Genomic DNA, 14544 nt, shown 5'->3' with positions numbered 1-14544 from the left:
CTAGACTCCCGGCCATGACCACGCAGCCCCCCTCCGCCCCCGCGGAGCACCTCGCCGTGGTCCACGCGCTGCGCGTCTTCAGCGAGAGCGCGGAGCACGCCGTCGACGAGGCCGGCCGCGGCGTCGGCCTGCACCGCACGGACCTCAGAGCCCTGGCGCTCCTGATGGCCCGCGCGGCGGCCGGTGAGCCCGTCACGGCCTCGGACCTCGGCGCCCACCTGCACCTCACCCGGGCCTCGGCCACCGCCCTCGTGGACCGCCTGGCCGCCGCGGGCCACGTCCGCCGCCGCCGGGACGAGGGCGACCGGCGGCGCGTGCTGGTGGAGCACACGGACACGGCCCGCCGCGACGGACAGCGCGCGTTCGAACCGATGTCCCAGCGGCTGAGCGCCGCCCTCGAGGGATTCTCCGCCGCGGAGCTGCGGGCTGCGGTGCGGGTGCTCGAGGCGGCCACCGCCGCACTGACGGACCCCGCCCCGGAGGACCCGTGACTCGACCGGCGCTCATCGGCCTCGACGGCCGCTCGGGGTCGGGCAAGACCGTCCTCGCCGCCGCGCTCGCGGCCCGGATCGCACCGTTCGCGCGCGTCGAGGTGATCGAGATCGAGTCCATGTACCGGGGCTGGGACGGGCTGGCCGCGGCGGTGGGCGACGACGGCCCCTACCCGGCCGTCGTGCGCGCGCTGCGGGAGGGCGGCACGGCGACCTGGACCACATGGGACTGGCACCGTGCCGCCCCCGGTCCGCCGCGGGGGACCGCGCCGGCCGACGTCGTGGTGTGCGAGGGCGTGGGCGCGCTCAGCACCGCCGCCCGGCCGCTGCTCGACCTGGCGGTGTGGCTCGAGCTCGAGACCCCCGCGCGGCGCACGCGGGCGCTGGCCCGGGACGGTGAGACCTTCGCCCCGCACTGGGACCGCTGGGCCGCACAGGAGGAGGACTACCTGGCCCGGCACGCCCCGCGCGCCGCGGCGGACCTGATCCTGCGTCTGCCCTCCGCCTGACGGCGGCGGTGCCCGGGGCCGGGGGCGTCGGGGTCTGCGTGCGGGCCGGTCGGGCGCCCGCGCCGGGACCGGAGCGGTTCGCTCCGCTTAGGTGTAGCATCGGAGGCGGCGCGCCGCGTCCGGCCGCGTCCCACCCCAGCGCACGGAGACCTCACCCTTCCCATGGCGACACTGCTCTACCGTCTCGGCCTCGGCGCCGCCCGCCGCCCCCTCCTCGTGATCCTCGCCTGGGTGCTCGCCCTGGCCCTCGCCGTCGGCGGGTTCCTCGCCTTCGGCGGCACGCTCTCCTCCACCGTCACCATCCCCGGCACCCCCACCGCCCAGGTCACGGACCGTCTCAAGGAGGAGTTCCCCGAAGCCTCCCGCGGCAGGGGCCAGGTCGTGTTCACCACCGAGGACGGCTCCCCCCTGACCGACGCCCAGCGCGAGCAGATCACCGCCCTGCTGGACGACGTCGCCGAGCAGCCGGCCGTGGAGGGCGTCGTGAACCCGTTCGAGGCCCAGGCCCAGCAGGACGACGCCCGCACCCGGCTGGACGAGGGCCGCACCGAGCTGGCCGACGGCGAGCAGCGCCTCGCGGACGGACGCCAGGAGATCGAGGACGGCCGGGCCGAGCTCGAGCGTCGCACGGCCGAGGCCGACGCGGGCGAGCAGCGCCTGGCCGAGGCCGCCGCCCAGCTGGAGGAGGGGCAGGCGAAGCTCGACGCCGCGCGCGCCGACCTCGAGGAGCGTGGCCTGGACGCCCTGCCGGCCGAGGCCCTGGCCCCGCTCCGGGAGGCCGAGCAGCAGGTGGCCGAAGGCCAGGAGCAGCTCGACGCCGGCCGCGCCGAGCTCGAGGAGCAGGCGGAGCGCCTCGAGGCCGGGCAGGCCAAGCTCGACGCACAGCGTCAGGAGCTCGAGGCCGCGCAGGCCGAGCTCGACGCCCGGTGGGCCGAGCTCGAGGCCGGGCAGGCCGAGCTCGACGCCCGGGCCGAGCAGCTGGCCGCGGGCCGCACCGAGCTCGAGCAGGCCCGGGACGCCGCACTGGCCGAGGCCGAGGCCGCCGGCATCCCGGCGGAGCAGGTCACCGAGCAGTTCGCCGACCAGGAGGCGCAGCTCGCCGCCGCCGAGGCACAGCTGGCGGCCGGTCAGGACCAGGCCGACGCCGCCCGCGCCCAGCTGGAGGCCGCCCAGGCCGAGGCCGACGCGGGCGCCGAACAGCTCGCGGCCGCCCAGGCCGAGGCCGACGACGGCGCCGCCCGACTCGCCGCCGGCCGGCAGCAGCTGCAGGAGTCCGAGGCCGAGCTCGAGGCCGGCCGCGAGCAGGTGGCCGCGGGACGGCAGCAGGCCCTGGACGCGGCCGAGGCCGAGCTCGACGCGCAGCAGCAGAAGATCGACGAGGGCCGGGCCGAGTACGAGCGCGGCGTCGCCGAGCTCGAGGACGGCCGGGCCCAGCTGGCCGCCGGCGCGGAGCGCCTGGACCAGGCCGAGGCGGACCTCGCCGACGGCCGCGCCGAGCTGGACGACGGCCGCGTCGAGGCCGAGCGCGGCGAGCGCACCCTGGCCCTCGCGGAGGACTTCCGCACCGTGTCCGAGGACGGCAGCACCGCCGTCGGGATCGTCACCTTCACCACGCCGACCCTGGACGTCACCGCCGAGGACAAGGAGGCGGTCACCGGCGCCCTCACCGGCGCGGACATCGACGGCGTCGCCGTGCATCCCTCCCAGGAGCTCAACGCCACCGCGCCCTCCCTGCTCGGCCCGGGCGAGGTCGTGGGCCTCGTGGTCGCCGCGATCGTGCTGGTGGTCATGCTCGGCACCCTCGTGGGCGCGGGTCTGCCGCTGGTCAACGCGCTGGTGGGCGTGGGCGTGGGCGCCGCCGGGGCGCTCGCGTTCTCCTCCGCCGTGGAGATGATCTCCGTGACCCCGGTGCTCGGGGTGATGCTGGGCCTGGCCGTGGGCATCGACTACGCGCTGTTCATCGTCAACCGGCACCGCCAGGAGCTGCGTCGCGGCACGGGCCTGCACGAGTCGATCGCGCTGGCCAACGGCACCTCCGGCAACGCCGTGGTGTTTGCCGGCATCACCGTGATCGTCGCCCTCGTGGGCCTGAACGTCACCGGCATCCCGTTCCTGGGCCTGATGGGCACCGTGGGCGCGGTCTGCGTGGCCGTGGCCGTGCTGGTGGCCGTCACCCTGACCCCGGCCCTGCTCTCCCTGGCCGGGATGCGGATCCTCTCGAAGAAGGAGCGGGCCCGCCTCGCCGACGAGGGTCCCGCCTCCGTCGCCGAGGGCTCCGCCGCCGTGCGCCGCGCCGGGCGCCGCTCGACCATGTCCACCCCGGCCGCGATCGCCTCGGCCCTGGCGGCCGTCGCCCTGCTGGTGCTCGTGGCCCTGCCGGTCGGCTCGATGCGCCTGGGCCTGCCGGACGGCGGGTCCGAGCCGGAGGGCTCCGACTCGCAGGTTGCGTACGAGCTCACCGCCGAGAAGTTCGGCGAGGGCTACAACGGCCCGCTCGTGGTGACCGTGGACCTGCCCGCCGGCCTGGACGAGGGGCGCGCCACGGACGCCCAGCTCGACGTCGGCGAGCAGCTCGCCGGCCTCGAGCACGCGCACGCCGTGGTGCCCGCGGGCTTCAACGAGGACCGCACCGTCACCATGTTCCAGGTGCTGCCCGAGGAGGGCCCGAACGCCGTCTCCACCGAGGAGCTGGTGCGCGACCTGCGCGCCACCGAGCCGGCCGGCGAGGCCTCCAACCTCGGCGTGGCCGGCATGACCAGCGGGTTCATCGACGTCTCGGAGAAGCTCTCCGACGCCCTGCCCCTCTACCTGGGCGTGGTGGTGGGCCTGTCCCTGCTGATCATGGTGCTGGTGTTCCGCTCGATCCTGGTGCCGCTGATCGCCACCGGCGGGTTCGTGCTCTCCATGTTCGCCGCCATGGGCGGCGTGGTGGCCATCTACCAGTGGGGCTGGCTCGGCTCGGTGTTCGGGGTCCACAACCCCGGCCCCGTGCTCAGCTTCCTGCCGACCATCATGATCGGCGTGCTGTTCGGCCTGGCCATGGACTACCAGCTGTTCATCGCCTCCGGCATGCGCGAGGCCTACGCCCACGGCCTGCCCGCCCGCCAGGCCGTGCTGACCGGCCTGCGCTCGGGCCGGGCCGTCGTGATCGCCGCGGCGATCATCATGATCTCCGTGTTCGGCGGGTTCATCTTCGCCCACGACGCGATGATCCGCCCGATGGGCTTCGGCCTGGCCTTCGGCGTGCTGCTGGACGCGTTCGTGGTGCGCCTGCTCCTGATGCCGGCGCTGATGCACCTGCTCGGCGAGAAGGCGTGGTGGCTGCCGCGCTGGCTCGACCGGATCATGCCGGACGTGGACGTGGAGGGCGCCCAGCTCGAGCGCGCCCACGCCCCGGCGCAGCCCTCCGTCCCCGCCCCGGACGGCGGCGCCCACCGGGCCTGACCGCCCCCGACTGATGCCCGCCCCCGGCCCCGATCGGCCGGGGGCGGGCGTCTATCCTGGGCGGATGCGTCCCACCGCCTTCTCCCCCGCCGCCGGCTCGCCCGTCCTCGTCCTGCTCGAGACGGACGCGGACGGCGCCCCCGCCCCGCGGCTCGCGGACCCGGCCGTCCCGCACCTGAGCGTCACGGACCAGGGGGTCACGCGCGGCGACGGCATCTTCGAGACGGCGCTCGCCGTCGCCGACGGGCTCGGGACCCTGCGCATGCGCAAGCTCGGAGCCCACCTCGGCCGGCTGGCCGCGTCCGCCGCCGCCCTGCAGCTGGCCGCCCCCGAGGCGGCGGCGTGGGAGGCCGCCGTCGCGCTCGGCCTGCGGGCGTTCACCGAGGCCAACGACGTCGCGCCCGGGGACCGTCTCGCCGTGCGCCTGACCGTCACCCGCGGCCCGGACGCGGCTCCCGGCGCGGTGCCCACGCCCACCGCGTGGGCGCTGCTGAGCCCGGCCCCGGCGATCCAGGACGAGGAGCGGCAGCGGGGGCTGCGGGTGCTGCTGCTGGACCGCGGCATCGACTCGCAGGCCCCCGAGCGCTCCCCGTGGCTGCTCACCGGCGCGAAGACCCTCTCCTACGCCGTGAACATGGCCGCCCTGCGCTACGCCCGCGCGCACGGCGCCGACGACGTCGTCTTCACCAGCGCGGACGGCTACCTGCTCGAGGGCCCCACCTCCACGGTGCTGATCGTGCGCACCGGGGAGGACGGCGTCCGCCGCCTCCTCACCCCGCTGCGCCAGAAGGGCATCCTCGCCGGCACGTCGCAGGCCGTGATCTTCGCGGCCGCCCACGCGGACGGCTGGGAGCTCGGCTACGGCCCGCTCGTCCCGGCGGACCTCCAGGGCGCCGAGGGCGTCTGGCTCGTCTCCTCGGTGCGCGGCGTCCTGCCGGTGCGCGCCGTCGACGGCGTCGAGATCCCCGTGGACCACGAGCTCACCGGCATGCTGCAGGCCCATCTGGACGCCGACGGCGACCCCGGCCGGCACGTCAGCGGCGACCCGGTGCCCACCGCGGGCTAGGCTGGGGACCGGCCCGTCCGGCGTCGTCGGCCGCGGCCGCAACCGCACGTGAGATCCCCGACCACGGAAGGCGCACCATGAACACGCTCGCCCAGAAGGCCCTGTCCGCCGGCATCACGCTGGTCGGCGGCATCGTCGGCTCCCGCGTGGTGGCGGGCGGCTGGCGGCTCGTCACCGGCCACAGCGCCCCGAACGACGCGGCCGACGAGACGCTGCCCCTCATCGAGGCCCTGTCCTTCGCGTTCATCTCCGCGGGCGTCGCGGCGCTGCTGAAGGTCGCCGGCCAGCGCGGCGCCGGCGCCGCGATCCGCAAGGTGTCCGAGTCCACCGCGCACCGCGTGGACCACGAGGTCTGAGCCGCCCCGCCACCACCACGACGACGGCCGCCGCCCGGAGGGATCCGGACGGCGGCCGTCGTGCTGTGCGGGGTGGTGTCAGCGGCGCCCGCGCGGCCGGGCGCCGGCGCGGCGCGGCCCGGGGTCCGCCGGGGGCTCGGCGCGACGGACGACGGCGGCCAGCTCGTCCCGGTGCAGCAGCTCACGGCGGGCGTGCTTGGTGCGGTAGCCCGTACGGCCCACCAGGTGGGAGGCCACCGGGGCCGTGACCATCTGGGTGACCCACGCCAGCAACAGCACGGGCAGCCACACCCACGACCGCCACTCGATCGCCAGCCCGGCGAGCATGAGCAGCAGGCCGAGGACCTGCGGCTTGGCGGCGGCGTGCATGCGGGCCAGCAGGTCCGGGAGCACGAACAGGCCCACGCCGGCCACCAGGGAGAAGAAGGCACCGCTGACGAGCAGGAACGCGGCCAGCCAGTCCAGGAGCGTGGCGGTGTCGGTCATCGGCCCTCCTCCCCGCCCGGCACGTCCGTGGTGCCGGGCACGCGCGCCTGGTCCTCGAGCGAGTGGTCGGGCCGCCGGTCCTCGACGAAGCGGGCCACGGTCACCGAGCCCACGAAGCCGACGGTGGCCGCCAGCACCACGAGCACCACGTTGTCCGTGTGGCGGCGCACGGCCATCTCCAGGACGAGCATCCCGGAGAACACCACGAGCAGCACGTCCGTGGCGACCGCCCGGTCCAGCAGCGAGGGGCCGCGCACGATCCGGTAGAGCGCACCGACGGCGCCGACCACGAGCAGCGCCCCGCCGGCCCACGTGGCCAGGTCCATGGGGTCCATCAGGCCTCCTCCTTCGGGGGGCGGGCGGCGGGGGGCGCCGAACTCGGGAAGCGGCGGACCAGCTCGAGGTCCTCACGCGTGCCGACGGCGCGGATGATGCCCGCCTCCACGTCGAGGGCCTTGGCGCGGAAGCCCTCCACGTCCTCGTCCGTGGTCGCGTCGAGCACGTGCAGGTACAGGACGGAGCGGACCCGGTCCACGTCCAGCACGATCGAGCCCGGCACCAGGACCAGGGCGTGGCTGACGAGCGTGATGATGAGGTCGTCGTGGCTGCGCAGCGGGACGCCCACGATCGAGCCGCGGGCGCGGCGGCCACGCAGCAGCACCACCCCGGTCACGTTGACCGAGGCGCGCACGACGTCGACGAGGAACCGCACCGTGAACACGAGGGACCACCAGGGGTTCAGACGGCCGCTGAACGGGATGCTCGGCATCGGGAAGAGCCCGAGGATCAGCAGCGCGAAGGCGAGGCCGGCCAGGGCCACGTGCGGGGCGAAGTCCTGCCACAGGGCGCACCACACGGCCACCATCACGAGGATCAGCGGCCACTGGGCCACGATGCCCCGGACCCGGTCGGGGCGCACCACGTCGCGGCGGGCGGAGTCACTTCCGGGCATCGTGCACCTCCGTCGGGTCGACGCTGAGGGTGGCCGCGGCCCGCTCGGCCGCGGCGTCGTCGAGCACCGCCGCGATGTAGGGCGAGCGGTCGAGCATGTCCGTGGCGGCCTCGTCGGCCAGGGCGAACAGCGGACCGGCGGCCACCGTGAACACCAGCGTCAGGCCCACGAGCGCCGTGGTGGGCAGCACGAGGCCCGGCTCGAGCGGGCGGGGGCGCTCGCCACGGGCGACGGCCCGCTCGTAGGCGGCCACGAGCTGGGCGGGCGGGTGCTCCAGGTCCTCGACGCGGCGCCAGAACGCGCGGGTCCACACGCGCACCACCACGAGCAGGGTCAGCAGGGACACGAGCAGGGACACGCCCACCAGCGTGTAGGCCAGGGGCGTGGCCTGCTCGACGCCGCCGCGCAGCAGGCCGACCTTGCCGAGGAAGCCGGAGAACGGCGGGATGCCGCCGAGGTTGAGCGCGGGCACGAGGAACAGGACGCTCACGAACGGGGAGACCTTCGCCAGGGACCCGAGGCGGTCGATGTTCGCGGTGCCGGCGCGGTTCTCGATCAGACCCGTGACGAGGAAGAGCGTGGTCTGCACGGTGATGTGATGGGCCACGTAGTACACGGTGGCCGCCAGCCCCGCCTCCGTGGCCAGGCCCAGGCCGAAGATCATGTAGCCGATGTGGGAGACGAGGATGAAGGACAGGATGCGCTTGATGTCCGTCTGGGCCAGCGCGCCGAGGATGCCCACCACCATGGTCAGCGCGGCCACCACGAGCAGGAGCGCGTTGACGTGCTCCCCCGGGAAGAGCAGCGTCTCGGTGCGGATCATCGCGTACACGCCCACCTTGGTGAGCAGGCCCGCGAACACCGCGGTCACCGGGGCGGGCGCGGTGGGGTACGAGTCCGGCAGCCAGAAGGACAGCGGGAACACGGCCGCCTTGATGCCGAAGCCCACCAGGAGCAGCACGTGCAGGACCATCTGCACGTCGGTGGGCAGCTCGCCCAGCTTCACGGCCAGGTCCGCCATGTTCACGGTGCCGGTGGCCGCGTAGATCATCGCGATCGCGATCAGGAACACCACCGAGGAGAGCACGGAGACCACCACGTAGGTGATGCCCGCGCGGATGCGCTGGGCGGTGCCCCCCATGGTCAGCAGCACGTAGGAGGACGTCAGGAGGATCTCGAAGCCCACGTAGAGGTTGAACAGGTCGCCGGCGAGGAACGCGTTGGACACGCCCGCCACGAGGATCAGGAACGTGGGGTGGAAGATCGAGACCGGCCCACCCTCGTCCCGGTTGATCAGCCCCTGCGCCGAGGCGTACAGCAACACCGCCAGGGTGATCAGCGCCGACACCACGAGCATGAGGGCCGAGAGCCGATCCACCACGAGGCTGATGCCCAGCGGGGCCGGCCAGCCGCCGAGGTGGACGGCCGCGACCCCGGTGTCCCAGACCGCGGCCAGCAGCAGCGCGTCCAGCACGAGGGTGAGCACGAGCGCGGAGACCGTGACGGTGATCTGCGCGCGGGGGCGGCGCACGAGCATGAAGGTCACGGCCGCGCCCAGCACGGGCAGCATGACGGCCAGCGGGGCCAGGTCGGTCAGGGGGACGGAACCGATGCTCATGCGCGCTCCCCGCCCTCGGGACGGCGGCCGCGGGACGCTGCCCCGGATCCGGTGGGCGCCTGGGGGGCGGGCGTGGCGTGCTGCACCTGGGGCCGTGCCTCCGTCGCGTGCTCGTAGTGGGCGTTGGGGTCCGCGGCGTCGTCCAGGAACTCGGAGGACTCCTCCACGAGCTCCGCGTCGTCCTCCGCGTCCCAGGCGGGCATCCGGGCGATCTTGACGTCCTCCGCGTCCACCTCGACCTCGTCCTCGCGGACGAGCAGCCACGAGCGGTAGATCATGGCGGTCAGGAACGCGACCACGGCGAAGCCGATCACGATCGCGGTGAGGATCAGCGCCTGCGGCAGCGTGTCCGCGTACTCGTGCGGGTCCCGTCCGCGCACGAACAGCGGGGCCAGGCCCGTGCCGCCCGAGGAGAGGAACAGCAGCATGATGGCGCCGTTGTTGATCAGCACGATGCCGAGCAGGATGCGCGTCAGGCTGCGCTCGAGCACCAGGTAGATCCCCCCGGCGAACATCACGCCCATCGCCAGGAGCAGGGCCAGGTCGACGGTCATCATCGGGCGGCCTCCGGGGCGTCGGGGGTGGACGGGGTGGGCATGCGCGGATGACGACGGCGGGCCGCGGCGCGCAGGCGGGCGCGGCGGGCCTCCTCGCCCCGGCGGTCCACCTCACCGCCGAGCGAGCGCAGCACGTCGATCACGAGCCCGACCACCACGAGGTACACGCCGATGTCGAACGCCGTGGCCGAGACCAGCTTGAGGGCGTCGCCGAACAGCGGCAGGTCGGTGAACTCCACCACATAGGACTGCAGGATCTGCCCGCCGAAGAAGAGCGGGGCGATCCCGGTGAGCGTGGCGATCGCCAGGCCCAGGCCGATCATGGGCCCGGCCGGGATCACGGAGGCCTCCTGCAGCTCGTACCGGCCGCCGGCGAGGAAGCGCAGCGTGAGGGCCAGGCCTGCGAGCAGGCCGCCGGCGAAGCCGCCGCCGGGGGTGTTGTGCCCGGCCAGCAGCAGGTAGACGGAGAGCAGCATCATGATCGGGAACATGAAGCGGGTGACGACCTCGAGGATGATCGAGCGCCGCTCGGGGGCCATCGTGTGGCCGGCCACGAGCCACTGGCCCTTGCGATCGTCCACAGCGAAGCTGCGCACGACGGACAGCTCGCGGGCCCCGAGCGAGGAGTCGGCGCCGAAGTCGCCGACGGAGCCGGGGGCGACGTCGTCGATGCTGCGGGTGCGCCCGTCGCGGTGCTGCAGGAAGATCAGGGAGGCCACGCCGGTGGCCGCGGCGGCCAGCACCGTGATCTCGCCCCACGTGTCCCACGCGCGGATGTCCACGAGGGTGACGTTCACGGCGTTCGTGCCGTAGCCGTCCGTGTAGGCGAGCTCCGGCATGGGCAGCGAGATGCGCTCGGCGGTGCGGGCGGCCAGCGCGGTGGCGGCGATCCACATCATGGTCAGCGCGAACCCGACGGCCACGGCCAGGCGGCCCAGCCGCCGTGAGCCGGTGCGGCGGTCGTACCAGTCCGGCGGCAGCACGCGCAGGCCCAGGATGAGGGTGACCAGGATGATGGTCTCCACGAGCACCTGGGTGATGGCGAGGTCCGGGGCGCCGCGCAGGGCGAACAGGGCGGCGGCGCCGTAGCCGGTCACGGACACCAGCATGATCGCCTTGAAGCGGCGGCGGGCGCGGACGGCGAACACGGTGGCCACGGCGATCATCAGGACGATGACCAGCTGCGCCGGGCTCTCCGCCCCGATGATGTCCCCGTCGAGGAACGCGGTGGCCAGGACGCGGTCCTCCCGCCCGACGGGGAACAGGAGGAAGGCGACGGGCAGGCCGGCCGCCGTCGTGAGGATGATGGCCAGGTAGCGGCGCAGCGAGCCGGTCTGGGTGCGGCCCGTGACCCACACGGCCGTCTCGTCCACGTAGCCGATGAGCCGGCGGTATCCGCGGGCGGCGTCCAGGGGGGACTCGGTGCGCTCCTGAAGCGCCTCGAACGGGCGGCGGGCAAGGGCGAGCAGCGCGCCGAGCACCCAGATCCCCGCGGAGAGGGCGAGGATGGGCGTCCAGCCGTGCCACAGGGCCAGGTAGGCCGGCTTCTCCGCCGGGTCCAGCGGCGGCAGGGAGCCCGTGTGGGCGGTGATGATCCCCTCCACCGGGCCGGGCAGGAAGGCGAGCACGAGGCCGACGAGCGCGAGCAGCGCGGCCGGGGCCAGCTCGAGGGTGGTGACGCGGGTGTGGAACTGCGTCTCCGGCACCGTCTCGCCCGCCTCGTCCCGCTTGACGGCGAAGCAGCCCCAGAGGAAGCGCCACGTGTAGGCGAAGGTGAGCACCGAGCCCAGGGCCATGACCACGAGCGGGCTCCAGGCCCACACGCCGCCGTGGGCGGCCCCGTGGGCGGCCAGCGACTCGAGCACGGACTCCTTGGCCACGAAGCCGAACAGCGGGGGCAGCCCGGCCATGGACAGCCCCGCCGCCACGGCGACGGCGGCCAGGACCGGATGGCGCCGCCCGATGCCGGAGAGCTTGCGCAGGTCGCGGGTGCCGGCCTCATGGTCGATGATGCCGACGATCATGAACAGCGGCGCCTTGAACACCGCGTGGGCCAGGAGCATGGCGAGCCCGGCCATCGCCGCGTCCCGGGTGCCCAGGCCGTTGGCCACCATGAGGAAGCCGAGCTGGGAGACCGTGCCGTAGGCGAGCACGAGCTTGACGTCCGTCTGCCGCAGGGCGCGCCAGCCGCCGAGCACCAGGGTCCACAGGCCGACGCCGAGCACCAGGATCTGCCAGGACGTGAGGTCGTGGAACTCCGGGGCCAGGCGGGCCACGAGGAACACGCCGGCCTTCACCATGGCCGCCGCGTGCAGGTACGCGGACACGGGGGTGGGCGCGGCCATGGCGGCCGGGAGCCAGAAGTGGAACGGCGCCTGGGCCGACTTGGTCAGGGCGCCGATCAGCACGAGCGCGACGGCGACCTCGAGCAGCCCGCGCAGCCCGGCGTCGGCCATGAGGGCGGGGGCGGCCTCGAGGACCCCGGAGATCCGCCAGGACCCGGCGAAGTGGGCCAGCATGATCAGGCCCGCGAGCATGGCCAGGCCGCCGAACGTGGTGACGATCAGGGCGGTGATGGCGGAGCGGCGGGCGAAGATGCGGTGGCCCGAGTAGCCGATCAGCAGGAAGGACAGGACGGACGTGATCTCCCAGAAGGTGTAGAGCACCATCAGGTCGTCCGTGGTGACGAGCCCGAACATCGCGCCGGCGAACGCCAGCAGCTGCCCGCCGAACACCGCGTTGCGCGGCTCGTGCTCCCGGAAGTAGCGGGCGCAGTAGGCCAGGACCAGCGCGCCGACTCCCAGCACGATCAGGGACATGAACGCGGCGAGCGCGTCCATGCGGAACGCGAGCGTGATGTCCAGGGACGGCACCCAGGGCAGGGACCGGTCCAGGTGCGCCGCCGAGGCCGGGACCGGCCGGCCGGCGTCGAGCGCCTCCTGCAGCGCGAACACGTGCGGCAGCTGGGTGAGCAGCCAGACGAAACCCGCCGCGGGAGCGGCGGCGAGCAGATAGAACCCCTGACGTCCCGTCCACCGGAAGATCACCGGGGCGGCGAGCGCGACGACGAAGAGCGCGGTCAGGATGACGAGCATGCGGTCCCTTCGTCAGGCACGGGCGAGGGTCCGGTCCAGCCTAACGGAGGGATGCGCCCCACCCGGGGTCAGCGGACCGATTCCGCGCTCCGCGTGATCGGCTCCGTGACCCGGGCGAACAGCAGCCCACCGGCCACGAGCACGACGGCGATCACGGGGATGACCACCCGGTTGTCCGGGTGCAGGGCGAGCGCGAGCGTCACGAGCGCGGGCGTGATGAACCCGACCGCGCGGCCCGTGGTGGCGTACAGCCCGAACACCTCGCCGGCCGTCCGCGGCGTGGTGAGCCGGCCCAGGAACGCGCGCGAGGCCGACTGCACCGGGCCCACGAACAGGCACAGCGCCAGCCCGCCGACCCAGAACGCGAGGGTGCCCGAGGCGAAGAACAGCGCCCCGGCCACGAGGACCATGGCGGCCAGCGAACCGAGGATCACCCGGCGCGGGCCGACTGCGTCGTCGAGCCGCCCGCCCACGAAGGCGCCCAGGGCGGCCACCACGTTGGCCGCGATCGCGAACAGGACCACGTCCGAGGCCGCCAGCCCGTAGACCGTGGTGCCCAGGATGGCGCCGTAGACGAACACCGCGCCCACGCCGTCGCGGAACACCGCCGAGGCCACGAGGAACCACAGCGTGTTCCGGTCCTCGCGCCACATCCGCGCCAGCGTGGACCCCAGCGCACGGTACGAGGCCGCCAGGGACTCCCGCCGCGGGCCGCCGCCGGGGGACGGCGCGGGCGCCGGGTCCGGCACGGCCACCAGCACCGGGATCGCGAACACCAGGAACCACGCCGCGGCCACGAGCGCGACCACCCGGATGTTCAGCGCCGCGTCCTCCGTGACGCCGAACCAGTGCGCGTCCCCCGAGACGAAGCCCACGAACACGATCAGCAGCAGCAGGATGCCACCGAGATAGCCCGCGCCCCAGCCGATGCCCGAGATCCGGCCGATCGTGGCCGGCGTCGAGATGTGCACGAGGATCGCGTTGACCTGCACCTCCGCGAACTCGAAGAACACCGTGCCCAGGGCGATCAGGGTGACGCCCAGCAGCAGCGAGGACTCCTCCGGGGTGACCCAGAAGCAGGCCGCGGTGCACGCGATCACCGCCGCCGTCATCACCCCCAGCCAGAGGCGGCGCCGGCCCGCGCCGTCCGCGCGCCGGCCCATCACGGGCGCGGTCAGGGCGATCACGACGCCGGCGATCGCCAGGGCCGTGGACAGCCACGCCGTGCCCCGCTCGTCCGGCCCGAACGCGTCCGAGGCCAGGTAGGTGCCGAACACGAAGGTGACCATGACCGCGTTGAACGCGGCCGAGCCCCAGTCCCACAGCGCCCACGCGGCCACCTGGCGACGCGGGGCGGCGGAGGCGACCGGCGGGAGCGCGGCGCCGGTCATCGCTCGATGCGGGTGAGGTGGAAGTCGCGGTGCGCCCGGGAGGCCGTGGGCCCGCGCTGACCCTGGTACCGGTTCTGGTTGGCCCCGGTGCCGTACGGCGACTGGGCCGCCGAGGAGAGCCGGAAGAAGCACAGCTGGCCGATCTTCATCCCCGGCCACAGCGTGATGGGCAGCGTGGCCACGTTGGACAGCTCGAGCGTGACGTGCCCGGAGAACCCGGGGTCGATGAACCCGGCGGTCGAGTGCGTCAGCAGGCCCAGCCGCCCCAGCGAGGACTTGCCCTCGAGGCGGGCGGCGAGGTCGTCCGGCAGCGTGACCTGCTCATAGGTGGAGCCGAGCACGAACTCCCCCGGATGCAGGATGAACGCCTCGTCCGGGTCCACCTCCACCAGCCGGGTCAGCTCGTCCTGCTCCTGACGCGGGTCGATGTGCGCGTACCGGTGGTTGTCGAAGAGCCGGAAGAACCGGTCCAGGCGCACGTCCACGGACGCGGGCTGGACCATCGCCGGGTCGAGGGGGTCCAGGCCCACGCGGCCGGAGTCGAGCTCGGCGCGGATGTCGCGGTCGGAGAGCAGCACG

At 74.3% G+C, this 14544-nt stretch carries 12 protein-coding genes and 1 pseudogene; 5 read left to right on the top strand and 8 right to left on the bottom strand.

Features of this window, described 5'->3' with window-relative positions; genetic code table 11:
* The first annotated feature begins 14 nt into the window (after positions 1-14).
* The 5 genes from ACUW6W_RS02450 (at position 15) to ACUW6W_RS02430 (ending at position 5866) form a co-directional block, all read left to right on the top strand.
* Positions 15-491: a MarR family winged helix-turn-helix transcriptional regulator gene (locus tag ACUW6W_RS02450; protein WP_036340011.1), complete on the top strand. Its 477-nt coding sequence runs from the start codon at positions 15-17 to the stop codon at positions 489-491.
* A complete protein-coding gene (locus ACUW6W_RS02445) occupies positions 488-1000 on the top strand; it encodes a nucleoside/nucleotide kinase family protein (RefSeq protein WP_036340014.1) in 513 nt (170 codons plus the stop codon). The genes ACUW6W_RS02450 and ACUW6W_RS02445 overlap by 4 nt, the downstream gene beginning before the upstream one ends.
* A 162-nt stretch (positions 1001-1162) precedes the next feature.
* Positions 1163-4444 (top strand): MMPL family transporter, encoded by a 3282-nt coding sequence (locus ACUW6W_RS02440; protein WP_454179737.1) that lies wholly within the window; start codon positions 1163-1165, stop codon positions 4442-4444.
* Positions 4445-4508: 64 nt separating this feature from the next.
* Positions 4509-5510: an aminotransferase class IV gene (locus ACUW6W_RS02435; protein WP_036383651.1), complete on the top strand. Its 1002-nt coding sequence runs from the start codon at positions 4509-4511 to the stop codon at positions 5508-5510.
* A gap of 77 nt (positions 5511-5587) precedes the next feature.
* Positions 5588-5866: a DUF4235 domain-containing protein gene (locus ACUW6W_RS02430; protein WP_036383649.1), complete on the top strand. Its 279-nt coding sequence runs from the start codon at positions 5588-5590 to the stop codon at positions 5864-5866.
* Positions 5867-5944: 78 nt separating this feature from the next.
* Here ACUW6W_RS02430 and mnhG read toward each other — a convergent pair whose 3' ends face one another.
* The 8 genes and pseudogenes from mnhG to dcd form a co-directional block, all read right to left on the bottom strand.
* Positions 5945-6352 carry a monovalent cation/H(+) antiporter subunit G gene (gene mnhG / locus ACUW6W_RS02425; protein ID WP_036383647.1) on the bottom strand — a complete coding sequence of 136 codons (408 nt, stop codon included), beginning with the start codon at positions 6350-6352 and terminating at the stop codon, positions 5945-5947.
* Positions 6349-6687: a monovalent cation/H+ antiporter complex subunit F gene (locus ACUW6W_RS02420; RefSeq protein ID WP_454179735.1), complete on the bottom strand. Its 339-nt coding sequence runs from the start codon at positions 6685-6687 to the stop codon at positions 6349-6351. Before ACUW6W_RS02420 ends, mnhG begins: the two co-directional genes overlap by 4 nt.
* A complete protein-coding gene (locus tag ACUW6W_RS02415; protein ID WP_070708908.1) occupies positions 6687-7304 on the bottom strand; it encodes a Na+/H+ antiporter subunit E in 618 nt (205 codons plus the stop codon). The genes ACUW6W_RS02420 and ACUW6W_RS02415 overlap by 1 nt, the downstream gene beginning before the upstream one ends.
* Entirely contained in the window at positions 7291-8922 is a 1632-nt protein-coding gene (locus tag ACUW6W_RS02410; RefSeq protein ID WP_101966063.1) for a Na+/H+ antiporter subunit D, read from the bottom strand. The genes ACUW6W_RS02415 and ACUW6W_RS02410 overlap by 14 nt, the downstream gene beginning before the upstream one ends.
* Positions 8919-9479 (bottom strand): NADH-quinone oxidoreductase subunit K, encoded by a 561-nt coding sequence (locus ACUW6W_RS02405; RefSeq protein WP_002858374.1) that lies wholly within the window; start codon positions 9477-9479, stop codon positions 8919-8921. The genes ACUW6W_RS02410 and ACUW6W_RS02405 overlap by 4 nt, the downstream gene beginning before the upstream one ends.
* Positions 9476-12574, bottom strand: a complete 3099-nt coding sequence (locus ACUW6W_RS02400; protein ID WP_454179733.1) for a Na+/H+ antiporter subunit A — start codon at positions 12572-12574, stop codon at positions 9476-9478. The genes ACUW6W_RS02405 and ACUW6W_RS02400 overlap by 4 nt, the downstream gene beginning before the upstream one ends.
* A gap of 68 nt (positions 12575-12642) precedes the next feature.
* A pseudogene (locus tag ACUW6W_RS02395) lies at positions 12643-14043 on the bottom strand (MFS transporter); the annotation flags it as partial.
* A complete protein-coding gene (gene dcd, locus ACUW6W_RS02390; RefSeq protein ID WP_036317147.1) occupies positions 13962-14543 on the bottom strand; it encodes a dCTP deaminase in 582 nt (193 codons plus the stop codon). The gene dcd and the pseudogene ACUW6W_RS02395, both read right to left, overlap by 82 nt.
* Position 14544: the final 1 nt, after the last annotated feature.

Source organism: Micrococcus sp. 093350064-1, assembly GCF_053627955.1.
This window is presented reverse-complemented; position numbering and strand designations above follow the sequence as displayed.